The organism is Fulvimarina uroteuthidis (genome assembly GCF_034321785.1).
Classification (GTDB): Bacteria; Pseudomonadota; Alphaproteobacteria; order Rhizobiales; family Rhizobiaceae; genus Fulvimarina; species Fulvimarina uroteuthidis.
On record NZ_JAXLPB010000005.1, the window covers coordinates 241,091 to 263,422 of the forward strand.

Below are 22,332 nucleotides of genomic sequence, written 5' to 3' on the forward strand. Positions count from 1 at the left end.
CGTTCAACGTCGTAGATCCGGCTTTCGTGGGGTTCGAATGGGGGACGGCTCGTGGTGGAGCGAACGTTTCGTGGCCCGTGCGCCTCTCGCGCGTTTCAGGCCGGCTTCACCGGTCGCACTTCGCCCACCGTCAGGCCCTCCCAATTCTTCAGATCGGTGCGGGCGAGCGCATCGTAGGATCGCGCGATGTCCGGGTCGGACGAAGCGAAGGCCTGGCCGATGATCGCGGCCGCGAGCGATTCGGCAGCCCGGGTCGCGCCATCGTCGATCTTCAGGGCGAACCCGAACTCGAGTTCTGGGATCGCGCCGCAATAAACGCCATCGGCACCGGTCTTGGCGAACACCCGCCCGGGCGCGGCTTGCATGAGAGCAAGGCAGGCCCGGTTCGTGCCCGACATTTCCCACGGATGGGCCATGCAGGCCTCGATCAGCCGGCGACCGGCACGCGCGCGGTCCTCCGCCACCGCCTTGCCGGAGACGAGCTTGGCAAAACCCATGGCGAAGGCGCGAAGCGGGGCGGCATAGGTCGGGATCGAGCACCCGTCGGTGCCGCAGGCATCGGCCCCGAGATCCGTTCCGGTCAGATCCTCGATCACCTGCCGGGCGCGCGCCTGAACCGGATGATCGGCCGCGACGTACCGATCCAGGGTCTCGTTCTCATGGACCGCCGTGCAGAGAAAGCCGGCATGCTTGCCCGAGCAATTGTTGTGGAGTTGCCCGGGCGTGTCGCCCGTTCTGGCAAGCGCGAGCGCCACCGGCACGTCGAAGGGCCAGTGGCAGCCGCATTCGAGCTGGGCCGCGTCGAGGCCGGCGCGCGCGAGCATGGCTTGCGCCCGGGCGACATGGCCCGTCTCGCCCGAATGGGAGGCGCAGGCGAGCGAGAGGTCGGCGTCGGAAAGCCCGAACCGGTCCGCCGCGCCCGTCTCGATCAGCGGGATCGCCTGAAACACCTTGATGGCGGAGCGTGGGAACATCGGGCGTTCGATGTTTCCGGCGCTGGCGACGATGGCTCCATCGCCGTCCACGACGGCATAGGCCCCCCTGTACAGACATTCGGCAAGGGAGCCGCGCGTGGATTCGACGAGTACGGGATTGGTCAAGCGTGCGTCCTGGATGTGTGGCCGATCGTCGCTGCGTATCTGGAACGAGACGCGAAGGATGCCAATTCGGGATCGAGCGAGCCCGGCGATGACGGGTGCGCCCCAATTGCGGCCCAGTATGCCCGTATCGATGACGCCGGTCGATCCCTTCTGCCTGTTTCCCGCCCCGGAGTTCCATGAAGTTCGTGCGCCTCGTCCTCCTGTTCATTCTGGTCGTGTTCGTCCTGCCCGTGCTTCTTTCGGGGGCGCTCTGGTGGATCGGCGACAATCCGCGGTCCTGGCGCGAAGCGAACTGGTCTTCGTCCGGCGTCCTGCCGCGAGCGAGCGAGGTGACCGACGCCGTCGTCTACGTGATGGCCGCCAGAACCGGCGGCATCAAGGGTGCGATCTCGGAGCATTCCTGGCTGGTCCTGAAGGATCCGGGCGAGAGCGAATACGAACGCTGGGATGTCGTCGGCTGGGGCAATCCGCTGCGACGAAACGGCTATGATGCCGATGCGCGATGGTACTCCAACACGCCTTATATTCTCGCCGAGGCGCATGGCGAAGACGCCGAACGCCTGATTCCGAAATTGCGTGCCGCCATCGACCAATATCGCTTTTCCAAGCATGGCGATTACAGGATCTTTCCCGGCCCGAACTCGAACACGTTCGTCGCCTCGGTCCTCAGGGACGTCCCGGAATTGCCTGTGATGCTGTCTCCCGTCGCCGTCGGGCGCGACTACCCGGCCGATGGCGAGCTTGCCTCGTTCGACCGCGATCGCTCCGAGCTTCGTGCGTCGCTGTTCGGATATGCGGGCATCGTGATCGGGCCGGAGGCCGGTCTGGAGATCAATTTCCTCGGTTTGGTCGCCGGCATCAATCCCGGCGACCTTTCGATCAAGATCCCGGCATTCGGCACCTTTTCCCTCACCTGACCTCACACGCCTCGAACTGTCGTGCGCTCGCGGGAAAGCGATCGGCCGGGCCTCCTGCAAATATTTACGGGTTTGGCGGCCCAGAACCGCTGATCTATCGCCCGCGCGGCGATATGGTGCGCCAAACGAGGGAGATTTCATTTCATGTATCTGTCATGCGGCGATTCGCTGTTCGATCTGTTCGGTATCGAGGAGAGCGACGATGTCGCGGCGATCGGACTGTCCGGCCGTGTCGGCGGCTCGCCGCTGAACGTCGCCCTCGGCATTGCACGGTTGGGCCACCCGGCGGGGTTCTTCACCAAGATCTCGAGCGATCTGTTCGGCAGGAAGCTGGCCGCCTTCATGGACCAGGAAAAGATCGACCGCCGCTACTCGATCCCGACGGACCGGCACACGACGCTCGCCATCGTATCGCTCGACGAGACCGGCACCGCCGTCTACGACTTCTATATCGACGGAACGGCGGACCGCTCCATCGAGACCCACGAGCTGCCGGGCGAGCTCAGCGACGTCGTCGGCCTGCATCTGGCGTCCTACGCGACCGTCACGGAGCCGACGGCCTCGACGCTGATCGCGCTGGCGAAACGGGAAAGCACCACCAAGTTCATCTCCTACGATCCGAACATCCGTCTCTCGATCGAGCCCGACGTCGGGATATGGCGTGACAAGGTGCGCGAGATCGTGCCGATGGCGACGCTCGTGAAGGCCAGCGAGGAAGATCTCGACATGCTCTATCCCGGACGCCCGATCGAGGAGGTTCAGGCGGACTGGCTGGAGCAAGGCGCAGAGATTGTGGTCATCACGCTTGGAGGCAAGGGCGCGAAAGCGGCCACGCGGTCCGGCATACGCGCCTTCGAGGACAGTCAGCGTATCACCGTCGTGGATACGGTCGGTGCCGGGGACACCTTCCAGGCCGGCCTCATCGTCTGGCTGATGGAGAAGGACCGTCTCTCACGCGAGGGGCTTTCGCGCTGCACGTCCGAGGAAATCCACGCCATGCTTAGGTTCGCGATGAAAGCGGCCGCGATCACCTGCTCGCGGCAGGGAGCGGATTTGCCGCGGCGGTCCGATCTTGGCTTGGACGTCCTGGCCTGATGCCGCCGACCACCGCGGGTCCGACGGTCGGCACGCGAAAGTGTGCATGAAATCGTCAGTGTTGACTTGGAACAATTGTAAACTGGCGGCCTTGTCACATATGACGGTGTCGGTCGGGTACTGACGAACCTTTTTTTCGGGAGGAAACTTATGCGTTATCTCACTCTTGTCGCCGCAAGCGCCGGCTTTGCACTCTCGTTGGCGGCCCCTGTGCAGGCGCAGGATGCGGAAGCCGGCGCGAACGTCTTCAAGCGCTGCCAGGCTTGCCACAAAGTCGGCGAAGGCGCCAAGAACGGCATCGGCCCGCAGTTGAACGGTGTCTTCAGCGAGAAGCCGGGGGTTGCCGAGGGCTACAATTTCTCGCCGGCCTTCACCGAATGGGCGGCCGACAAGGAAGAGTGGAGCGACGAGCTCATGTCCACCTGGCTCGCGGATCCCCGCGGCACCGTCAAGGGCACCAAGATGGCCTTCGCCGGTCTGAAGAAGCAGGAAGACCTCGACAACGTCATCGCCTACCTCAAGACCTTCAACGCGGACGGCACGACCGCGCAGTAATCGATGCGGCGCCCGGTCATTCGGGACATGACGATTGAACGATGAAGGGCGTGGGCTTCGAGCCCGCGCCTTTTTTCGTGTGGCGCTCGCCTTCCGTTCGACGCTGTCATTCCTGCCGTGACGCAGGACCGGCCGGACGCGCCGCGCCCTTCGAGGCTTGATCGGTCGCGGCGAGCCTGTCGAACATCGGCTGGATCTCGCCATAGAAATATCGCCTGCCGGGATAGCCCTGGAGGCGGCCGACTTCCTCGCCGGCATCGTCGATCATCACGAAGGTCGGCGTGAAGACGGCCGGTTCGATATCGTCATAACCGCCGCGGCGATCGTCGAAGATATCGACCCGCCTCAAGGGCGCGCGCCGGCCGACCTCGCTCTGCGCATAGTCCGGGGCGATCTCCATGTCGAACTTCAGGCAGTAAGGGCATCCGGCCTGCTCGAACACCAGAAGCTCGGCTGAAACGGCGGGGCGAACCGTGGCCGCGAGCGATGCGGCGAGCATCAGGCTCCCGGCGCGGACATTCAGTTTCATCCTCTCCCTCGCGGACACTGTTTTGCAACGCGGTCAGCCGAACGCGCATCGCCCGTGCGTAGCGAGACTCCGTTTTACGCCGTTCAGACGGAATCGAAAGGGCCCGCACGCGGCGGGCCCTTTCGATCGCGAACGTCGCGCGTGGACAGGTCGGTGGCCGATCGTCAGGCGTAGATGTCCATGACCGCGTTCAGAAGCTCGATCGCGTCTTCCTTCGAGCGCTGGAACGAGTTGCGACCGATGATCGACCCGTTGCCGCCGCCATCGCGGATCGCCCGGACTTCCTCGAGGAGCTCGGAGGTGTTCTTGGCCGCACCGCCGGAGAACACGACGAGGCGCTTGCCGTTGAACGATGCCTGCATGATGTGTTTGACGCGTTCCACGGAGCTCGTGGTGTCGACCGGGTGTTTTTCGTAGGTCGATTTCGCCGCATCGATATCGAGATGGTCGGCCGGCAGCTTCACCTTGATGATGGTCGCGCCCATGAGCGCCGCCATGTGGGCCGCATATGCGATGACGTCGAGGCCGGTTTCGCCGTCCTTGGTCACCTTGCCGCCGCGCGGATAGGACCAGACCACGGTCATGAGACCGCGCGACTTGGCCTTGAGGCTCAGTTCACGCAGCTCTTCGAGCATTTCGTAGGACGATTCGGAGCCCGGATAGATGGTGAAGCCGACGCCGACGCAGCCGAGGCGCATCGCGTCTTCCACGGTGCCGGTCAGCGCCTGATCATTGCCCGAAACGAGCGAGTTGCCCGAATTGAGCTTCAGGATAAGCGGCACCTCGCCGGCGAACGTGTCGGCGCCCTGCTCCAGAAGACCGAGGGGCGCGGCGTAGCCGGACACGCCGCCGTCGATGGCGAGTTCGTAGAGATAGTGGGGATCGTAGGCGGCCGGATTCGGCGCGAAGCTGCGGGCGGGACCGTGCTCGTATCCCTGGTCGACCGGCAGGATGACCACGCGACCTGTGCCGGCGAGGCGTCCATGCATGAGAAGTCGCGAAAGGTTGGATTTGAGACCAGGCGTTTCACCCTCGTACCAGGAGAGGATTTCGCGGACTTTGTCGGTTCTGATCATGGTCGGCCTTTCGATGGGTTTACGGCGTCTGCTGAGACGTCCGCCTTATCATGTCCGTGTATTGTTCGAACCAGCGCGACAGTAAAGTCGCCAGCTGGCGGGATGCGCCATAAAATCGGTTTAGGCCCGCCGCGATCCGGTTTCGTGATCACGCCGTCATGGGCGCAAACCATGCCGTCGGCGCCGGTTCGGCCCGGGGACGATCGGCCCGAATGGTGCGTTTCCGGCCGATGACGGGTTGAAACCACTGTGGTTTCGGCCATGCTTGAGTATCAATGCCGAACCAGATGGAGCGCATTCGTGTTCAAATGGCTCACCGCGGGCATCGCGGCCTTTTCGCTTCTCTTCGCCACGCCCGCCCTCGCGCAAACGCCGCCGGGTGTGCTGCTCGTCGGTCAGATCGCGGAGCCGAAATCGCTCGATCCGCAGGCGAGCACGGCCACCAACGACTTCCGCATCCTCGTCAACATGTATGACGGTCTCGTCCGCTTCAAGAAGGGCACGCTGGAGGTCGAACCGTCTCTAGCGACCGACTGGAGCATCTCGGATGACGGCCTGACCTATACCTTCGAACTGCGTGAGGACGTGACGTTTCACGACGGCACGCCGTTCGACGCCGAAGCGGTGAAGTTCACCTTCGAACGCATGCTGAAGGAGGACCATCCGTTTCACGATACCGGTCCGTTTCCCCTCGCTTTCTTCTTCTCGGCCATCGATACGATCACGGCGACGGATCCGACGACGGTGGAGTTCAGGTTGAAGGAGCCGTTCGCGCCGTTCCTGTCGAACCTTGCCTATCCGACGGGCCTCATCGTCTCGCCGACGGCCGTTGAGACGTTCGGCAAGGAATTCGGGCGCAATCCCGTCGGCACGGGCGCGTTCGAGTTCGAGGAGTGGGCGGCCAACCAGCGGGTCGTTGCGACCGGCTTTGCCGAGCATTGGGACGGCGCCCCGGCTCTGGAAGCTGTGGTGTTCCGGCCGGTCACCGATGCCAACACCCGGGTCGCCGAAATGCTGTCGGGCGGCCTCGACATGATGGTCGAAGTGCCCGCCGACAGCCTCCAGACCTTTCGCGACGATGCGACGTTCGAGGTGTTCGAGGAAGCCGGACCCCATCTCTGGTTCCTGATCCTCAACACCAGGGAGGGGCCGTTCGCCGACAAGCGCGTCCGGCAGGCCGTCAACTATGCGATCGACAAGCAGGCGATTGCCGAGAACGTTCTCCAAGGCACGGCCGACGTCGCGGCAGGCCCGATTCCACCGGCCTTCACCTGGGCGAACGACGGGTCTGTCGAGCCCTATCCGCACGATCCCGAAAAGGCGCGCGCGCTGATCGAGGAGGCCGGCGCAAGCGGCCAGACGGTGACGTTCTACGTCGCCGAAGGCGGTTCCGGCATGCTCGATCCGGTGGCGATGGCCGCGGCCATCCAGGCCGATCTCGAGAAAGTGGGTCTGACCGCCCGGATCGAGACCTATGAGTGGAACACGTTTCTTTCCAACGTGAACCAGGGCCTTGAGGGTAAAGCGGACATGGCGGAAATGGCGTGGATGACGAACGATCCCGATACGCTTCCCTTCCTGGCGCTGCGATCGGACGCCGTGCCGTCGGAAGGCGGGTTCAATTCGGGATATTACGCCAACCCGGAGGTCGACGCGTTGCTGGACAAGGCACGTCGGACGACGGATCAGGCCGAACGCGCGACCTATTACAACCAGATCCAGCGGATCGTTCACGAGGACGCGCCGTGGGCCTTCATCGCCAACTGGAAGCAGAACGCCGTCGCACGGTCGCAGGTCCAGAATTTCTCCCTCGAGCCGAGCTTCCTCCTCATCCTGAAAGACGTCTCGAAAGGCTGAGCGTTTGAACGTAAGGCTCGTTGCAGCGATCCGCGATGATGGACGGTCGGAACCATGACGGCCATCATCGCAAAGCGCCTCCTCGCCGCCGTTCCGGTGCTGATCGGGCTGTCCGTCATCGTCTTCTCGATGATCGCGCTCATTCCCGGCGATCCGGCGACCGCTATCCTCGGCTCCTACGCGACGCCCGAAAACGTCAGGGCGCTCAACGCCGATCTCGGCCTCGACAAGTCTCTGCCGCAACAATACCTCGCCTGGGTCTCCGGCGTGCTGCAGGGCGATTTCGGCCGCTCCTACGCGCTGAACCGACCGGTGATCGACGAGGTGCTTGAGCGCTTCGAGGCAACCCTCATCCTCGCCGGCGCGTCGCTCGTCCTGGCTTCGATCCTCGGGCTTCTCGCCGGCATCGTTTCGGCGGTCCGCCAGTTCGGTCTTGCCGACAAGGCGATCACGCTTCTCGTGCTCGTCGGCATCTCGGTCCCCTCGTTCCTCCTCGGCCTCCTTCTCATCCTCTGTTTCGCGGTGCGGGTCCGTCTGTTTCCCGCAAGCGGCATGGAGGCGATCTATGGTGGCGGCGGCTTCCTCGATGTCGCCTACCATCTCGTGATGCCGGCGGTCACGCTGGCGGTGGTGGCGACCGGCGTGATCGCCCGCCTCACCCGCACGGCCATGCTCGAGGTGCTGCGCCAGGATTATATCCGCACGGCGCGGGCCAAGGGTCTGTCGGAACGCAAGGTCGTCTACGGACACGCGTTCCGGGTGGCGCTGGTCTCGGTCATTCCCGTGATCGGCATCCAGGCCGGTTTCGTCCTCGGCGGCGCCGTCTATATCGAGACCGTGTTCCAGTGGCCGGGCATCGGCGCGATGCTGGTCAACGCGATTTCCCAGCGCGACATTCTGCTGGTGCAAGGCGGCGTTCTCGTCGTCGCCGCCTGTTACGTCCTCTTCAACCTGATGGCCGACGTCCTGCAGGTCATGCTCGATCCGAGGCTGAAATGAGCGCGGTGGCCGACACCTTGGAGAGCGGACATGGACGAAGCACCGAACGGCCCTCGCCGCTTTCCCTGCTCCTCAACAACCGGCTGGCGGCCTTCGGCCTCGCCGTCCTGACGCTCGTCATCCTCGTGGCGCTTGCCGCCCCGATCCTTCCGCTCGCCGATCCGAACGCGACCGATCCGGCGGGACGCCTCGCCGGCCCCTTGTCGAACGGCCATCTTCTCGGCACCGACGCGCTCGGCCGCGACATGCTCTCCCGATTGATCTGGGGTACGCGCGTCTCCCTCGCCGTCGGTCTTTCCGCTTCGCTCATCGCCGCCGTCCTCGGCTCGGCGATCGGCCTCGTCGCCGGTTATGCAGGCGGGCGCACCGACCAGATCCTGATGCGCGTCATCGATCTGATGATGGCCTTTCCCTACATTCTGCTGGCGCTCGCGATCGTCGCCATCCTCGGTCCCGGCCTCGTCAACGCGCTCTATGCGATCGCCATCGTCAACGTGCCCTTCTTCGCCCGCAACATTCGCGGTCTGACGGTGGGGCTCGCGCGGCGGGACTTCGTCGATGCGGCGAGGCTCTCCGGCAAGTCGAACCTTCGCATCATCGTCAGCGAGGTCCTGCCGAACGTCCTGCCGACGATCGTCATCACCCTGTCCACGACCATCGGCTGGATGATCCTGGAAACCGCAGGCCTCTCCTTTCTCGGCCTTGGCGCCCAGCCGCCCCAGGCCGATCTCGGCTCCATGCTCGGCGAAGGCCGGAAGGTCCTGTTCACGGCCCCCTTCGTCTCGCTGGTGCCGGGATTGATGATCTTTCTCATCGTCCTGTCGATCAACCTTCTCGGCGACGGTATTCGCGACGTTCTCGATCCGCGCCTGAAATCGGGCGCGCTCGCCCGGCCCTCGGCCCGAACGAGTGTCGACTCGCGCCCGCGAACGGCCAATCCGGATCGCGGCGGGTCCGGCGTTCTCGACGTGGAAAACCTCCAGACCGAGTTTTCAGTCGGACGCAGCGTGCACAGGGCGGTCGGCGGCGTCGATCTGACCATTGCGGCCGGCGAGTGCCTGGGGCTGATCGGCGAGTCCGGGTCCGGCAAGTCCGTCACCGCCATGAGCCTCACCGGCCTCGTGCCCTCGCCGCCCGGCCATATTGTCGGCGGCCGGGTGGGGTTCGAGGGCGAGGATCTGCTGCACGTCTCGGACGCGCGCCTGCGCGCGCTTCGCGGCGGTGCGATCGCCTACGTGTTTCAGGACCCGCTGGCGACCCTCCATCCGCTGATGACGGCGGGCGACCAGCTCGTCGAGGCGATCCGCGCCCATCAGGCCGTCACGGCAAGCGAGGCGCGCACCCGCGCCGTCGCGCTGATGCGGCAGGTTCGCATCCCCAACCCCGAAACCCGCATGCATGCCTATCCCCACGAACTTTCCGGCGGACTTCGCCAGCGCGTCTCGATCGCCATGGCGCTCGCCAACGATCCGAAGCTGATCGTCGCCGACGAGCCGACCACCGCTCTCGACGTGACGGTGCAGGCGCAGGTGCTGAAGTTGCTGGGTGATCTCAGACGCGAACGCGGGACCGCCGTTCTCTTCATCACTCACGATTTCGGCGTCATTTCCGAAATAGCGGATCGCGTGGCGGTCATGTATGCCGGCAGGATCGTCGAGACCGGGCCGACCGCGGAGGTCATGGCGGACCCTGCCCATCCCTACACGCGGATGCTCGTCGACTGCGTGCCGGTGATGGGCGAACCCGACCGGCGCCTTGCCGCGATCAGGGGACGCCCGCCTGCGGTCGATCGCCTGCCGGACGGCTGCGCCTTCGCCGATCGCTGTCCCCGCGCGAAGACCGATTGCCGACGCGGAGAGATCCCGATGCGCTCGAAGCGCGGGGCGATCGAAGCGCGCTGCCTCCATCCGCTGACACCGGGCGAACGGCTGGAGACGCACGCATGAGCGCGCTTCTGGAAGTGCGCGGGCTCACGCGCCGGTTCGGCGGCGGTCGCTCGATCCTCGGCACGAGGAAGCCTGAACTCACCGCCGTTCGCGGCATCGATTTCGACCTTCATCGCGGCGACACGCTCGGCATCGTGGGCGAATCGGGATGCGGCAAGTCGACCCTTGCCCGCATGCTGGTGGGGCTCGATGCGCCGAGCGAGGGCTCCATCGCCCTCGATGGCCGAGCCCTCACGCAGGGCGGCGCCCGGGCGCTGGCCAAACGCGTCCAGTACGTGTTCCAGGATCCGGTCTCCTCGCTCAATCCGCGCCACCGGATCGACACGATCCTCGAAGCCCCGATGAAATATCTTCTGGGACTGGGAAAACAGGCGCGAAAACAAAAGCTTGAAAAGCTGTGTGAAGCCGTCGGGCTGGATATGAGGGTTCTGGAGCGCTATCCGCACGAGTTCTCGGGCGGGCAGGCTCAACGCATCGGCATCGCGCGCGCGCTCGCCGCCGAACCCGACATCATCGTTCTCGACGAGCCGGTATCGGCGCTCGACGTCTCGGTGCAGGCGCAGGTGCTGAACCTCCTCGGCACCTTGAAGCGCGAGCGCGATCTCACCTACATCTTCATCAGCCACGATCTGGCCGTCGTCGAGAGCGTCGCGACGCGACTCGCCGTCATGTATTTCGGGCGCGTCGTGGAGGAAGCGGCGGACAGAAGCGCCTTTCGCGCGCCGCTCCATCCCTACACGGATCTGCTGCTGCGTTCGGCACCGGTGCCCGGCCAAAAGCGCGTGAGCGCCGGCGGCGATACCGGCGAACTGCCCGATCCCTATCGCCCGCCGGACGGCTGCGCCTTCGCCGAACGCTGTCCGCGTGCCACCGCCGAGTGCCGCGCGCATGATCCCGAGCTAAACGTAAAGGGCCGCAGGCCCGAACACCGGGCGGCGTGCCTATATCCCCTCGATCTTCCCGATCGATCGCCGCTCAATCCTTCGCCTCGGCGAGATCGATGACGCGGAGCCGCACGCTCTCCTGACCGCGAAAGCGATCGAGCGAGAGGGAGCCCGCGACATGGACGGGGCGGTCGGCGCGGTTCAGGAGCCGCCCGCCGATCTCCGTGTCGGCCTGCTTGAAAGCGATGACATCCACCTTGCCGCCGGACGGGCCGGCCAGCGTCGCACGGACATGGGCGTGGCCGACGATGGAAGCGTTCACGATGCGGTGGTTCGGCAGGGCGAAGATCGGTGTCGCATGGCCCTGTCCGAAGGGCCCGGCCGCCTCGATCGACTGATAGAGGTCAAGCGTCAGCCCGGATGCGCTGAGCGCACCGTCGATCCTCAGGACATCGCTCGCCCGGGTCGCCGCGACGGCATTCCTCGCTTTGTCGTCCAGAAAGGCGCGGAACTCGCCGAGCCTTGCCCGCTCGATGGTGATGCCGGCGGCCATCGCATGGCCGCCGCCCTTCAGAAGCAGCCCTTCGCCGACGCCATCGCGCACGATCCGCCCGAGATCGACGCCGGCGATCGAACGGCCGGAACCCGAGCCGCGTCCGTTCCGATCGAAGGCGATGGCGAAGGCCGGCCGCCGGAACCGCTCTTTCAAACGGGACGCCAGAAGGCCGACGATGCCGGGGTGCCATTCGTCCGACGCGGTGACGAGGACGGCGGGCCCCTCGCCCTCGCCGATCTCGCGGATCGCGGTCTCTTCGGCGTCGCGCAGCATGTGCTGCTCCATCGCCTGTCGCTCCTGGTTGAGACCGTCGAGACGCACCGCGAGCGCGTCGGCCTCCTCGGCATCGTCGAGGCAGAGGAGACGGCTGCCGAGGGCCGCGTCTCCGATCCGCCCGCCGGCATTGATGCGCGGGCCGATGAGGAAGCCCAGGTGATGCGGTTCGACGGGACCGGACAGGCGGGCCACACGGGTCAGGGCGGCGATGCCCGCGCTCTTTTGCGCCCGCATGATCTTCACGCCCTGCACCACGAATGCGCGGTTGAGCCCGACCAGCGGAACGACGTCGCAAACGGTCGCCAGCGCGACGATGTCGAGCCAGGACAGGATGTCGGGCAGATCGCCCTGGCGCCGTCCGCGCCGACGAAGCGCGCGGTTGACGGCGACGAGCGTCATGAAGACCACGCCGGCCGCGCAGAGATATCCAAGCCCCGCAAGATCGTCCTGGCGGTTCGGATTGACGAGCGCGCTCGCAGCCGGAATATCCGGACCGGTCTGGTGATGGTCGAGGACGACGACGTCCGCGCCGGCGCGTTTCGCGGCCTCGATCGGCTCGAAGCTGGATGTGCCGCAATCCACCGTGACGATGAGGCTCGCCTCGGACGCCAGATCCTGCATGGCCGAAACGTTCGGACCGTAGCCTTCCGTGATCCGGTCCGGAATGTAGATGCGCGCGTCGATCCCGAAATGGTGGAGATAGCGCCACAGGAGCGCGGAGGACGAAGCGCCGTCGACGTCGTAATCGCCGAAGATCGCGACCCGTTCCCGCCGCTCCACGGCGTTCGCGAGACGATCGGCCGCGCTGTCCATGTCGGTGAGAACGGAAGGATCGGGCATCAGGTCGCGCAGGCGCGGCGCCAGGAACGTCGCGGCATCGTCCTCGCCCACGTCCCGCGCCGCCAGGACCCGCGCGACGATCTCCGCAATTCCCTGTTTCTGACTGATCGCGAGGGCCAGCGCTTCGCCGCGCTCGTCCAGCGCCGCCTGCCATTTGCGACCGCCGAGCGAGCGCTCGATGCCGAAGAAGGTTTTTCCATCGCGTCCCATCGGCGCTTCATAGCCAATTCGTTCGGCAAACGGGAGCCGATTGTGAGGGCGCCCGGTCGATGGAATCGGCAGGCCTTGATTCGGGGGCGTCCGGCGGTAGCCTTTGGTGCACAACGAGGCCGTGGCGGCCTCCGCGATCACCGGGGAATGAAGCGCAGATGGTCTACATCGTCATGAATGCCATTCCGATTTTCGCCGCGACGGCCGCAAGCCTCGTCTTCGGTCTTCTCTGCACGAGGCTCGTTGCGTCCGCCCCCGAGGCGGGAACGCGGAGCACCGGGTTCCTTGCCGCGGCCTTCGTCGCCGAATTCTGGCTCTGCGCGATCCTTGCGGGCGCCCTGATCCTCGCACCGCCGGAAGCCGGAGAATGGGTGATGGCGCTCGGCAGCGCCGTCGTCATCTGGATCGGCTTCGTCGTCCCGGCCCTCGTCGTGACGCTTGGCTATCGCGGGGTCACGGCGGGCACCATCGCGCTGCATTGCGGGCACTGGCTGGGCGCGATGTTCATCATGGCGCTCGTCCTCAAGACGATCGGTCTCGTTCCGCCGCCGGGCGCGCCGGGCATGACGGGCTGATCGCACGGCATGACAGCGCCGTTCGCGGCGGCTTCGGCAGGACTTTGTCGCCGGCGCACGATGTTGTAACAGCGTTGCCATCGACGAACAGCATCATGCGAAAGACGTCATGGACAACGATATCGCCATCACGCCCGAACTCATTGCGGCCCATGGGCTGAAACCCGAGGAATACGAGCGCGCGCGCGGTCTCATCGATCGCGATCCGACGTTCACCGAGCTCGGCATCTTCTCGGCCATGTGGAACGAGCATTGTTCCTACAAGTCCTCGAAGAAATGGCTTCGCACCTTGCCTACCAAGGGCGAGCGCGTGATCATGGGTCCCGGCGAGAACGCCGGCGTCGTCGATATCGGCGATGGACTGTGCGTCGTCTTCAAGATGGAAAGCCACAACCATCCCTCCTTCATCGAGCCGTACCAGGGCGCGGCGACGGGCGTCGGCGGCATCCTGCGCGACGTCTTCACCATGGGCGCGCGGCCGATCGCCGCGATGAACGCCTTGCGATTCGGCGAGCCTGACCACCCAAGGACCCGTCATCTGGTGGCCGGCGTCGTCTCGGGCGTCGGCGGCTACGGCAATTCCTTCGGTGTCCCGACGGTCGGCGGCGAGGTCAATTTCCACGCCCGCTACAACGGCAACTGCCTCGTCAACGCGTTCGCAGCGGGCCTTGCGAGGACGGATGCGATCTTCACCTCGCAGGCCAAGGGCGTCGGCCTGCCGGTGGTCTATCTGGGCGCCAAGACCGGCCGCGACGGCGTCGGCGGGGCGACCATGGCCTCCGCGGAATTCGACGAGACGATCGAGGAGAAGCGCCCGACGGTGCAAGTCGGCGATCCGTTCACCGAAAAGTGCCTGCTCGAAGCCTGCCTGGAACTCATGCAGACCGGTGCGGTCATCGCGATCCAGGACATGGGCGCGGCTGGCCTCACCTGCTCGGCCGTCGAGATGGGCGCGAAGGGCGATCTCGGCATCGAACTCGACCTCAACACCGTACCGGTGCGCGAGACCTCCATGACGCCGTACGAGATGATGCTGTCGGAAAGCCAGGAGCGCATGCTCATGGTCCTGTCGCCCGACAAGCGCGACGTCGCCGAGGCGATCTTCGTGAAATGGGGTCTCGATTTCGCGATCGTCGGCAAGACGACCGACGACAGGCGCTTCCGCATCCTGTTCGACGGCAAGGAAGTCGCCAATCTGCCGATCAAGGAACTGGGCGATGAGGCCCCTGAATATGATCGGCCCTGGGTCGAGCCGAAACTGCGTGCCGAGGTCCCGGCCGGCAGTCTGCGCGAGCCGTCGGACTTCGGGCAGACCCTGCTTTCGCTTCTCGGCTCGCCCGACCTGTGCTCGCGGCGCTGGGTGATCGAACAGTACGACACGCTCATCCAGGGCAACACGCTGCAGCGACCCGGCGGGGATGCGGGGGTCGTGCGCGTCGACGAGCATCCGACGAAGGCGCTTGCCTTCTCCTCGGACGTGACGCCGCGCTATTGCGAGGCCGACCCCTATCGCGGCGGCGCGCAGGCGGTGGCCGAATGCTGGCGCAATCTGACGGCCGTCGGCGCCGAACCGCTCGCATCGACCGACAATCTCAATTTCGGCAATCCGGAAAAGCCGGATCTGATGGGCGTCTTCGTCAAGGCCATCGAAGGCATCGGGGCCGCCTGCGAGGCGCTCGGCTTTCCGATCGTGTCGGGCAACGTCTCGCTCTACAACGAGACCTACGGACAGCCCATCCTCCCGACCCCGACCATCGGCGGCGTCGGGCTCATCGAGGACCGCACGAAGACCGCTTCGATCGGCGCGATGGAAGACGGCGACATCCTCTTCCTGGTCGGCGGCGACGGCACCCATCTCGGCGCATCGATCTATCTGCGGGAAATCGAGGGCCGCGAGGACGGCACGCCCCCCTTCGTCGATTTCATCGCGGAACGCCGGAACGGCGATTTCGTCCGCGGGCTGATCTCCGGCGGCACGGTCAAGGCCTGCCATGATCTGTCCGACGGCGGACTTGCGATCGCGCTCGCCGAAATGTGCATGGCATCCGCCCGCGGCGCCAGCGTCGATGCAGGCCGGGGAAGCGGTCACGCACTTCTCTTCGGCGAGGACCAGGCCCGCTACATCGTCGCCGTCAAACCCGACGCGGCGGAACGGATCGAACGCGAGGCCGGCGCCGCCGACGTGCCGTTGCGCCGGCTCGGCGTGGTTGGCGGACGACGCCTCGTCATCGAGAACCGCCTCGATCTCGACGTCCGCGACATGACGGTCGCCCACGAGAGCTGGTTCCCGAACTTCATGTCCGGCGAGATCGTGCAGCCGGCGGCCGCGTGATGCGAGCCGAGTTCGCCGATTGCAGGCGGACCGGATCGCGCCTAGGTTTGGCGGTGAGACATCACGACGAGGAACTTCGCCCATGCCGATGAACGCCGCCGATATCGAAAAGATGATCAAGGACGCCATTCCCGACGCCACGGTGACGATCCGCGATCTGGCCGGCGACGGCGATCATTATGCGGCGGAGATCGTCTCGGAGAGCTTTCGCGGAAAGTCCCGGGTCCAGCAGCATCAGCTCGTGAACAAGGCGCTGCAGGGCAAGCTTGGCGGAGAGCTCCACGCACTGGCGCTGCAGACGAGCGCGCCTGCCGAGTGATCGGCGATCGGACGCAGGCGTGGCCTTCCGACGGATGACGGACGCACGCCGTGTCGGCGGCATTCCGCAGGCAATTCGCCCTTGCACCGGGGGCGTTGCTTGTGAAGGCTCCGCCGAAGGTCTATCTCGGACCTGAAACCAATCAGCGTCCCGGCACGGGTCGCCGTCGAAACCAAGAGGTTCACAATGTCCGGCATCAACGAATGGATCGACAGCGAAGTGAAGTCGAACGACGTCGTCGTCTTCATGAAGGGCACGCCGTCATTTCCCCAGTGCGGCTTTTCGGGACAGGTCGTCCAGATCATCGACTATCTCGGCGTCGAGTATAAGGGCGTGAACGTCCTGACATCCGACGATCTTCGCCAGGGCATCAAGGCGTACAGCGATTGGCCGACGATCCCCCAGCTCTACGTGAAGGGCGAGTTCGTGGGCGGCTGCGACATCATTCGCGAGATGTTCCAGGCGGGCGAGCTGAAGGCGCTTTTCGAGGAAAAGGGAATCGCGACGGCGGCCGCGGCACCGGCCAGCGCCGAAGGCTAGATCATCAGCGTTCGCGCCACGGCATCGAACACGGACTTTTGAGGGCCCGCCTTATGGCGGGCCTTCGTCGTTTGGCAGTAGGCCTTGGGTCGCGGTGCGCTGCGCGTCCTTTTGTGAAACGAACTGTTTCGAAGACTTGCGGGAATTGCTGCGCTGCACACTTTGCCTTGACCATGCAATGAACCGAAAGCGCCCCCCATGTCCGCCGTCCCGAACGCCGAAACGCGCGGGCTTCCCTATTGGGAGCTCGTGATCCTCATCGCCTGCCTGATGGCGCTCAATTCGGCGGCGATCGACATCTTCATTCCCGCCCTTCAGGATATCGGCTCGGCCCTCGGCGTTGCCGAGGAAAACCGGCGTCAGCTGGTGATCACCGCCTATCTTCTCGGCTTTGGCGCGGCACAACTGATCTTCGGGCCATTGTCGGACCGCTTCGGACGGCGACCTGTTCTTCTGGGCGGGCTCGCCATCTACATCACGGCCTCGATCGTGGCCATCGCGACGCCGAACTTCGAATTCCTGTTGACGCTTCGCGCGATTCAGGGCGTCGGCGCGGCCGCAACGCGGGTCATCGCGATCTCGGTCGTGCGCGACTGCTTCGCCGGTCGCAAGATGGCAAGCGTCATGTCGCTGGTGATGATGGTGTTCATGGCGATCCCGATCATCGCGCCGAATATCGGCCAGGGCATCATGCTGTTCGGGTCCTGGCGCGAGATCTTCGTGGCGATCGCCATCTTCGCGATCGGCATCAGTCTCTGGGCCTATATCCGCCTTCCCGAGACGCTGGATCCGAAAGACCGGCGGGAACTGACCGGGGCTCGCGTCTTCGAAGCCTTCAAGATCGTGATCACGAACCGGACCGCCTTCGGTTACACGATGGCGACCGCGCTGATCTTCGGCGTGCTCTTCGGCTTCATCAACCAGGTCGAGCAGATCTTCACGGTCACCTACGGGCTCGGACCCTATTTCACGATCATCTTCTCGATCACGGCCGTCTTCATGTCCATCGCCTCGTTCCTGAACTCGCGTCTGGTCGAGCGGTTCGGCATGCGCAGGCTGTCCCATGGGGCGCTGTTCTGCTTTCTCGGTCTCGCGCTCATCCATGCATTCGTCGCATATGAGTTGAACGGCGCGACGCCGATCTGGTTCTTCGTTCCGGTCATGACGCTGAACTTCTGCTTCTTCGGCTTCATCGGCACGAACTTCAATTCGCTTGCGATGGATCCGCTCGGCCATGTCGCCGGCACCGCATCCTCGGTGCTGGGCTTCATGCAGACGTTCGGCGGCGGCATTTTCGGCGCGATCATCGGCTACATGTACGACGGGACGATCGTGCCGTTGCTCATCGGTTTCTGCGTTCTGGGCACGGGCGCGCTGGTCTGCGCCCTTCTCGCCGACGGCGGTCTGTTCAAGCGCCGCCACGCACGCGCGGATCCGGAAGGCAGTCGCCCTGCCGAATGACGATCCGTCCGCGCGGGTCGCAAGCTGTTGCACCCCTGTCACATTCCGCGCGCGAATGCGCGAGGGGATGAGGTTGCCGCGGCGCTTTTCCTTGATGTGTGCATCGCGCATTTGCACGATGGACTGGAAATCGTCGCGTGACACGGTCCCGTCCTCGGCGCCGGTGACGGGTTTTTCACGAAAGACCGCCACGATCACGCGTAACGCAGCCGAACAAGCCGGATGGTCAGCCCAATGCAGAAATCTCGTCGCGGCGCGCTCGCCGTCCTCGCCCTGACGGCGGCGCTCGGCCTGACCGGCTGTTCCAGCCTGTCGGGGGCACCGACCCGCGTCCTGGGCTACGCCTTGGGCAACGGCCTGTCCGGCATGTACGGCCCGATGGAAGACAATGGCCGGATCGTTCCGGGCATCAAGCCGTCGGTTCTCCAGGAGCGCAACATTCGCAAACAGGTGGCGTGGAACGGCAGGGAAAAGGCCGGCACCATCGTCGTCGATCCTGAAAACCACTATCTGTTCCTGGTACAGGAGGGCGGGACCGCCATGCGCTACGGCATCGGCGTCGGCAAGGAAGGCTTCTCCTTCGCCGGCACGACCACGATCAAGCGCAAGGCCGACTGGCCGGGCTGGACGCCGACGAACAACATGATCAAGCGCGACCCGGAGCGCTACGGCAAGTTCGCCGGCGGCGTTCCCGGCGGTCTCAACAACCCGCTCGGCGCACGCGCGCTCTACCTTTATCGCGGAGGCCGCGATACCCATTACCGCATCCACGGCACCAACGAGCCGCACACGATCGGCCGCTCCATGTCGTCCGGCTGCATCCGTATGATGAACCAGGACGTGATCGACCTGGAACGCCGCGTCTCGGTCGGCACGACCGTCATCGTGCGCCGGGGCGCCTACGAGGATGGAGCCGTCATCGTCTGATCGCGGGCATGAGGATTTCGTTCAACGGCAAAAAGCCCGCCGCGATCGGATCGCGGCGGGCTTTCGTCGTTCCGGAAGAGGCGTTTCTCAATCGCCGGCAGGCTCGAAGTTCAGCGCCACGCCGTTGATGCAATAGCGCAGACCCGAAGGCGGGGGACCATCGGGAAACACGTGCCCGAGATGGCTGCCGCACTGGCTGCAATGGCATTCGGTGCGCACCATTCCGTGGCTCGTGTCGCGGCTTTCCTCGACCGATCCCTCGACCGGCGTGTCGAAGCTCGGCCAGCCGGTGCCGCTCTCGAATTTCGTTCCCGCGATGAACAGCGGCTGTCCGCAGCCGACGCAGGTGAACGTGCCCGCGCGCTTCTCGCTCAACAGCGCACAGCTGCCCGGACGCTCCGTCCCATGCTGGCGCATGACCTGATATTGCTCCGGCGTCAGCATCTCGCGCCATTCTTCCTCGGTGCGGGTGACGGGAAAATCGTAATCGCTCTTGGCGTCCATTTCGTTGCTCCTCGGTGCTGTCCTGCCCCTAATGTGGCGGCGAACGTTCCGGGCACAAGGTTGCCGGATGATCGAGGACAAAGGAGGCGGCGTGTCACTTTATCCGAGGCCCGTTCTGGAACGCCGCGCACCCCTGCCGGGTTAGAGAGGTTCAGTGTGCGCGCGGGCAAGCCGCGCGCCGAACCCCATGCAAAGACCTGTCGAGGAGCGTATCGCCGATGACCAAGGGACCGACCAAGTTCGACAACCAGCAGAACCAGCCGGACGTGCAGGACCGCGACCAAGATCTCGGCTACCAGAAACAGGCGCCCAAGGCTCGCCCCTCCGACGACAATGATTTCGACCGGCCGGGAAGCCCGGACCGGCTTGGCGGCGAATTGGAGCGCCGTCCCTCCCGCGCGGTGACGGTCGACGAGGATACCGACGATCTGAAGAAGGGCCCGAACGATCTTAAGGATTGATCCGCAGGACCTACCGCGCATGAGGCCGGCGCCTTGCGCCGGCTTTTTCGTGCCCGTGCGCAGCGTTTGCGGGCTAGAAATCGGCGATGTCACCGGTGTTGGCGAACCGACAGCCGGCCCCGGCCATGGCTGCCTTCGCCTCGCCGAGCGATCCGTTCATGTCGATCGCGCGGCAGGCATCGTCGACCACGACCACCTCGAACCCGGCCTCGCATCCGTCGAGCGCCGTCCAGTTGACGCAGAAGTCGAGGGCAAGGCCGCAGACGAACAGACGGCTGGCGCCGCGTTCGCGCAGATAGCCGACGAGCCCCGTCGGCGTCCGATGGTCGGCCTCCCGAAACGCGGAGTAGCTGTCGACGCCCGGATGGAACCCCTTGCGGACGATCATCTGGGTGCCGGGGACGTCGAGACGCGGATGAAAGGCGGCACCCGACGTGCCCATCACGCAATGATCCGGCCAGAGCACCTGGGTGCCGTAGTACAGTTCCACCGTCTCGAACGGAGCCTTGCCGTGAGTGCTGGCGAAGGACGCGTGGCCCGCACTGTGCCAGTCCTGGGTTGCGACGACGAGGTCGAAGCGCCTCGCCAGGCGATTGACCAGCGGGACGATGGCGTCGCCATCGGGCACCGCCAGCGACCCGCCCGCGCAGAAATCGTTCTGGACGTCGACGATGATGAGGGCGTCGGTCTCGCCGTTGATCCGGATCGTCATGGCGTCGAGCCTTTCCTTTCGGGCTGCGGTCAACGTGTGGATGACCCTTTTGCGTTCGATATTCTGACATCGAAGACGGCTACGGTCCAAACCATGCCCTTTTTGAACGCTCTTTCTTGGCAAAATGGTGCGGCGCGCCAACATCTGCGCTAGACCACGAGCCGATTCCATCTGAAGGACGACCCTATGCGACGTCACCGACCCGTTCTCGCCGCAAGCCTCACCGCGCTCGGTCTTGCGCTGCAGCCCGCCTTGGCGCAAGCGCCGTCCGGGCCGGGTGCCCCGGCGGTCATGGAGGAACAGCTTCTCAGCGAGGAGGCACAGACGCTATTGCCGGACGCCGAGGCGTCGGAGATCGAAGATGCCGATGCGATCGTCTCCGACCTGGTGGACGTCTCCCTGGGTGACTGGAAGGTTCGAACGACCCTTGCGGACGGGCTGTCGCTTTCGGTCTCCGACGTTCCCCTGACGATCGCGCTGCCGCCCGAACTGGCCAGCGAAGTGTGCCCCATTCGCGAACAGGATCTCGACCAGCAGGAAACCGTCGCGGCCGTTCGCACATGCGCGGCGAAATCGGTCAATCCGGATCTGATCGAAGCGGTCCGCTTAAGCCACGAGGAGATCCAAAGGGACATGACGGACTCGGACCGGGAAGCGGACGGACAGTCGCGTGCCGATGATGCGAGCGCCGAACCGGCCGGCCCCGCCGGCGGAATGGACGCGGACACCGGCAATTAGGGTCTAGAAGCGCAAACGCTCTTCAAGGTCCGCGATCGTCCCGTTGCGTATCGAACGCCTGGCAGCGACGAGACAGGCTCTCCTACGCGCTCCAGAGTTCGAATCGGCGCGTACGACTTCGCGCTTTTCGGCCCACTGCCGGGCACGGCAACCGTGCCTGGACGCCTCGCCCTGGTTAACCTTTACGGATCCGGCCATAGGTTTGCCGGATTTTAGGAATTTCGGTTCACAGACAAGGTTACGAGCCGTCTCTGCAGCTGCGTCACGCGCGGAGCCGATCATGGCGATTTTGGAAAGCGACAAATCGATGCGTGTCTTCGGAACACTGATCTCGATCCTCTCGGCCGGTCTCGTGGCCGGTTGTGCAAGCGGCGGCGACGAGCCGCTCGTCGATGCGATCAGCCCGACCGCCTATCAGGAAGACGCCCATTGCAAGAGCCTTCTCCTGAAGCCCGGAGAGCTTGTCTATGCGCAGTGCCGCCTCGCAATGTCGCAGACCTACCTGAAGAACTACAACAGCCGCCGGAGCGCGATCGAGCGCGAGATGGGAACGACGATCTCCGCCGAGTTCGAGCAGGCCCTGCGCGCGGACGCCTTCTGCAATTACGACGAATCCATGAAGGTCGCGCCGAACGCGTTCGACAAGAACGTCGCCGCGAATCTGGCCTATGCGAACTGCACGTCGACCCGCGAGGCGATCGAACAGGAAATCGCAGCCCTCGGGCGCGATCCGTCGACCTTCACCTTGGCCGAGCAGCCCGTCGTTCTGAGGCACAATCTGCAGACCATCGACGACACCATGGCCGTGATCAACGGGCCCGGCGCCTGAGGGAACGGCCCGAACAGACCATCGCCGACACCAAAAAGGCCGGGTCGTTTCGACCCGGCCTTTTTGTGGGATGACGAACCGACCCGGTTCGCGA

22 protein-coding genes are annotated in these 22,332 nt (G+C 65.0%); 16 read left to right on the forward strand and 6 right to left on the reverse strand.

Translation table 11 applies throughout. The annotated features are described in order from the left end of the window. Window positions 1-95: 95 nt before the first annotated feature. A complete protein-coding gene (locus U0C82_RS15455) occupies window positions 96-1,100 on the reverse strand; it encodes an asparaginase (protein WP_322188236.1) in 1,005 nt (334 codons plus the stop codon). A gap of 176 nt (window positions 1,101-1,276) precedes the next feature. Here U0C82_RS15455 and U0C82_RS15460 point away from each other — a divergent pair, with 176 nt between their 5' ends. The 3 genes from U0C82_RS15460 to U0C82_RS15470 all read left to right on the forward strand — a co-directional run bounded on the left by U0C82_RS15460 (window position 1,277) and on the right by U0C82_RS15470 (window position 3,667). Further along, on the forward strand, window positions 1,277-2,017 hold the full coding sequence (locus U0C82_RS15460) for a DUF3750 domain-containing protein (RefSeq protein WP_322188237.1): 741 nt from the start codon (window positions 1,277-1,279) through the stop codon (window positions 2,015-2,017). Between the two features lie 144 nt (window positions 2,018-2,161). Beyond that, window positions 2,162-3,112, forward strand: a complete 951-nt coding sequence (locus tag U0C82_RS15465) for a carbohydrate kinase family protein (protein WP_322188239.1) — start codon at window positions 2,162-2,164, stop codon at window positions 3,110-3,112. Window positions 3,113-3,262: 150 nt separating this feature from the next. Beyond that, window positions 3,263-3,667, forward strand: coding sequence for a c-type cytochrome (locus U0C82_RS15470; RefSeq protein ID WP_322188241.1), 405 nt, complete (start codon window positions 3,263-3,265; stop codon window positions 3,665-3,667). A gap of 106 nt (window positions 3,668-3,773) precedes the next feature. Here U0C82_RS15470 and U0C82_RS15475 read toward each other — a convergent pair whose 3' ends face one another. After that, a complete protein-coding gene (locus U0C82_RS15475) occupies window positions 3,774-4,196 on the reverse strand; it encodes a thioredoxin family protein (RefSeq protein WP_322188243.1) in 423 nt (140 codons plus the stop codon). Window positions 4,197-4,360: 164 nt separating this feature from the next. After that, a complete protein-coding gene (locus U0C82_RS15480) occupies window positions 4,361-5,272 on the reverse strand; it encodes a class I fructose-bisphosphate aldolase (protein ID WP_322188244.1) in 912 nt (303 codons plus the stop codon). 300 nt (window positions 5,273-5,572) lie between these two features. Here U0C82_RS15480 and U0C82_RS15485 point away from each other — a divergent pair, with 300 nt between their 5' ends. Genes U0C82_RS15485 through U0C82_RS15500 form a run of 4 tightly spaced genes read left to right on the forward strand, consistent with a single transcriptional unit; the run spans window position 5,573 to window position 11,078 of the window. Continuing rightward, window positions 5,573-7,129 (forward strand): ABC transporter substrate-binding protein, encoded by a 1,557-nt coding sequence (locus tag U0C82_RS15485; protein ID WP_322188246.1) that lies wholly within the window; start codon window positions 5,573-5,575, stop codon window positions 7,127-7,129. A gap of 54 nt (window positions 7,130-7,183) precedes the next feature. Continuing rightward, on the forward strand, window positions 7,184-8,128 hold the full coding sequence (locus U0C82_RS15490) for an ABC transporter permease (protein WP_322188248.1): 945 nt from the start codon (window positions 7,184-7,186) through the stop codon (window positions 8,126-8,128). Further along, window positions 8,125-10,074 (forward strand): dipeptide/oligopeptide/nickel ABC transporter permease/ATP-binding protein, encoded by a 1,950-nt coding sequence (locus U0C82_RS15495; protein WP_322188249.1) that lies wholly within the window; start codon window positions 8,125-8,127, stop codon window positions 10,072-10,074. The genes U0C82_RS15490 and U0C82_RS15495 overlap by 4 nt, the downstream gene beginning before the upstream one ends. Continuing rightward, window positions 10,071-11,078: an oligopeptide/dipeptide ABC transporter ATP-binding protein gene (locus U0C82_RS15500; protein WP_322188251.1), complete on the forward strand. Its 1,008-nt coding sequence runs from the start codon at window positions 10,071-10,073 to the stop codon at window positions 11,076-11,078. Before U0C82_RS15495 ends, U0C82_RS15500 begins: the two co-directional genes overlap by 4 nt. Here U0C82_RS15500 and recJ read toward each other — a convergent pair. Then, on the reverse strand, window positions 11,050-12,840 hold the full coding sequence (gene recJ, locus U0C82_RS15505) for a single-stranded-DNA-specific exonuclease RecJ (RefSeq protein ID WP_322188253.1): 1,791 nt from the start codon (window positions 12,838-12,840) through the stop codon (window positions 11,050-11,052). The genes U0C82_RS15500 and recJ overlap by 29 nt on opposite strands. Window positions 12,841-12,998: 158 nt before the next feature. On the opposite strand from recJ, the gene U0C82_RS15510 reads away from it, so the two are divergent. The 6 genes from U0C82_RS15510 to U0C82_RS15535 all read left to right on the forward strand — a co-directional run bounded on the left by U0C82_RS15510 (window position 12,999) and on the right by U0C82_RS15535 (window position 18,994). Next, window positions 12,999-13,415, forward strand: a complete 417-nt coding sequence (locus U0C82_RS15510) for a DUF1761 domain-containing protein (protein WP_322188254.1) — start codon at window positions 12,999-13,001, stop codon at window positions 13,413-13,415. A 109-nt stretch (window positions 13,416-13,524) separates the two neighbouring features. Continuing rightward, a complete protein-coding gene (gene purL / locus U0C82_RS15515; RefSeq protein ID WP_322188256.1) occupies window positions 13,525-15,747 on the forward strand; it encodes a phosphoribosylformylglycinamidine synthase subunit PurL in 2,223 nt (740 codons plus the stop codon). Between the two features lie 82 nt (window positions 15,748-15,829). Continuing rightward, window positions 15,830-16,066, forward strand: coding sequence for a BolA family protein (locus U0C82_RS15520; RefSeq protein ID WP_322188257.1), 237 nt, complete (start codon window positions 15,830-15,832; stop codon window positions 16,064-16,066). A 186-nt stretch (window positions 16,067-16,252) separates the two neighbouring features. Then, a complete protein-coding gene (gene grxD, locus U0C82_RS15525) occupies window positions 16,253-16,606 on the forward strand; it encodes a Grx4 family monothiol glutaredoxin (RefSeq protein WP_322188259.1) in 354 nt (117 codons plus the stop codon). Between the two features lie 198 nt (window positions 16,607-16,804). Next, a complete protein-coding gene (locus U0C82_RS15530) occupies window positions 16,805-18,067 on the forward strand; it encodes a multidrug effflux MFS transporter (protein ID WP_322188260.1) in 1,263 nt (420 codons plus the stop codon). Window positions 18,068-18,301: 234 nt separating this feature from the next. After that, window positions 18,302-18,994: a L,D-transpeptidase gene (locus tag U0C82_RS15535; RefSeq protein WP_322188262.1), complete on the forward strand. Its 693-nt coding sequence runs from the start codon at window positions 18,302-18,304 to the stop codon at window positions 18,992-18,994. A gap of 87 nt (window positions 18,995-19,081) precedes the next feature. On the opposite strand, the gene msrB is transcribed toward U0C82_RS15535, so the two are convergent. Then, window positions 19,082-19,498 carry a peptide-methionine (R)-S-oxide reductase MsrB gene (gene msrB / locus U0C82_RS15540; RefSeq protein ID WP_322188264.1) on the reverse strand — a complete coding sequence of 139 codons (417 nt, stop codon included), beginning with the start codon at window positions 19,496-19,498 and terminating at the stop codon, window positions 19,082-19,084. A 218-nt stretch (window positions 19,499-19,716) separates the two neighbouring features. On the opposite strand from msrB, the gene U0C82_RS15545 reads away from it, so the two are divergent. Continuing rightward, window positions 19,717-19,959 (forward strand): hypothetical protein, encoded by a 243-nt coding sequence (locus tag U0C82_RS15545; protein ID WP_322188266.1) that lies wholly within the window; start codon window positions 19,717-19,719, stop codon window positions 19,957-19,959. Between the two features lie 73 nt (window positions 19,960-20,032). Here U0C82_RS15545 and pncA read toward each other — a convergent pair whose 3' ends face one another. Further along, window positions 20,033-20,671 carry a bifunctional nicotinamidase/pyrazinamidase gene (gene pncA, locus U0C82_RS15550; protein ID WP_322188267.1) on the reverse strand — a complete coding sequence of 213 codons (639 nt, stop codon included), beginning with the start codon at window positions 20,669-20,671 and terminating at the stop codon, window positions 20,033-20,035. A gap of 186 nt (window positions 20,672-20,857) precedes the next feature. Here pncA and U0C82_RS15555 point away from each other — a divergent pair, with 186 nt between their 5' ends. Then, window positions 20,858-21,409 (forward strand): hypothetical protein, encoded by a 552-nt coding sequence (locus U0C82_RS15555; RefSeq protein WP_322188269.1) that lies wholly within the window; start codon window positions 20,858-20,860, stop codon window positions 21,407-21,409. 280 nt (window positions 21,410-21,689) lie between these two features. Beyond that, the gene (locus U0C82_RS15560; protein WP_322188270.1) at window positions 21,690-22,238 is read left to right on the forward strand and encodes a hypothetical protein; all 549 of its coding nucleotides are present in this window, start codon (window positions 21,690-21,692) and stop codon (window positions 22,236-22,238) included. Window positions 22,239-22,332: the final 94 nt, after the last annotated feature.

Excerpts from the sequence above, each read along its gene's own strand:
- U0C82_RS15555 (WP_322188269.1), top strand. The coding sequence starts at position 20,858 with ATGCGACGTCACCGACCCGTTCTCGCCGCAAGCCTCACCGCGCTCGGT.
- U0C82_RS15475 (WP_322188243.1), bottom strand. The coding sequence starts at position 4,196 with ATGAAACTGAATGTCCGCGCCGGGAGCCTGATGCTCGCCGCATCGCTC.
- U0C82_RS15535 (WP_322188262.1), top strand. The coding sequence starts at position 18,302 with ATGCAGAAATCTCGTCGCGGCGCGCTCGCCGTCCTCGCCCTGACGGCG.
- grxD (WP_322188259.1), top strand. The coding sequence starts at position 16,253 with ATGTCCGGCATCAACGAATGGATCGACAGCGAAGTGAAGTCGAACGAC.
- U0C82_RS15530 (WP_322188260.1), top strand. The coding sequence starts at position 16,805 with ATGTCCGCCGTCCCGAACGCCGAAACGCGCGGGCTTCCCTATTGGGAG.
- U0C82_RS15490 (WP_322188248.1), top strand. The coding sequence starts at position 7,184 with ATGACGGCCATCATCGCAAAGCGCCTCCTCGCCGCCGTTCCGGTGCTG.
- U0C82_RS15470 (WP_322188241.1), top strand. The coding sequence starts at position 3,263 with ATGCGTTATCTCACTCTTGTCGCCGCAAGCGCCGGCTTTGCACTCTCG.
- U0C82_RS15495 (WP_322188249.1), top strand. The coding sequence starts at position 8,125 with ATGAGCGCGGTGGCCGACACCTTGGAGAGCGGACATGGACGAAGCACC.
- U0C82_RS15520 (WP_322188257.1), top strand. The coding sequence starts at position 15,830 with ATGCCGATGAACGCCGCCGATATCGAAAAGATGATCAAGGACGCCATT.
- U0C82_RS15460 (WP_322188237.1), top strand. The coding sequence starts at position 1,277 with ATGAAGTTCGTGCGCCTCGTCCTCCTGTTCATTCTGGTCGTGTTCGTC.
- pncA (WP_322188267.1), bottom strand. The coding sequence starts at position 20,671 with ATGACGATCCGGATCAACGGCGAGACCGACGCCCTCATCATCGTCGAC.
- recJ (WP_322188253.1), bottom strand. The coding sequence starts at position 12,840 with ATGGGACGCGATGGAAAAACCTTCTTCGGCATCGAGCGCTCGCTCGGC.
- msrB (WP_322188264.1), bottom strand. The coding sequence starts at position 19,498 with ATGGACGCCAAGAGCGATTACGATTTTCCCGTCACCCGCACCGAGGAA.
- U0C82_RS15480 (WP_322188244.1), bottom strand. The coding sequence starts at position 5,272 with ATGATCAGAACCGACAAAGTCCGCGAAATCCTCTCCTGGTACGAGGGT.
- U0C82_RS15545 (WP_322188266.1), top strand. The coding sequence starts at position 19,717 with ATGACCAAGGGACCGACCAAGTTCGACAACCAGCAGAACCAGCCGGAC.
- U0C82_RS15510 (WP_322188254.1), top strand. The coding sequence starts at position 12,999 with ATGGTCTACATCGTCATGAATGCCATTCCGATTTTCGCCGCGACGGCC.
- U0C82_RS15500 (WP_322188251.1), top strand. The coding sequence starts at position 10,071 with ATGAGCGCGCTTCTGGAAGTGCGCGGGCTCACGCGCCGGTTCGGCGGC.
- U0C82_RS15465 (WP_322188239.1), top strand. The coding sequence starts at position 2,162 with ATGTATCTGTCATGCGGCGATTCGCTGTTCGATCTGTTCGGTATCGAG.
- purL (WP_322188256.1), top strand. The coding sequence starts at position 13,525 with ATGGACAACGATATCGCCATCACGCCCGAACTCATTGCGGCCCATGGG.
- U0C82_RS15560 (WP_322188270.1), top strand. The coding sequence starts at position 21,690 with ATGGCGATTTTGGAAAGCGACAAATCGATGCGTGTCTTCGGAACACTG.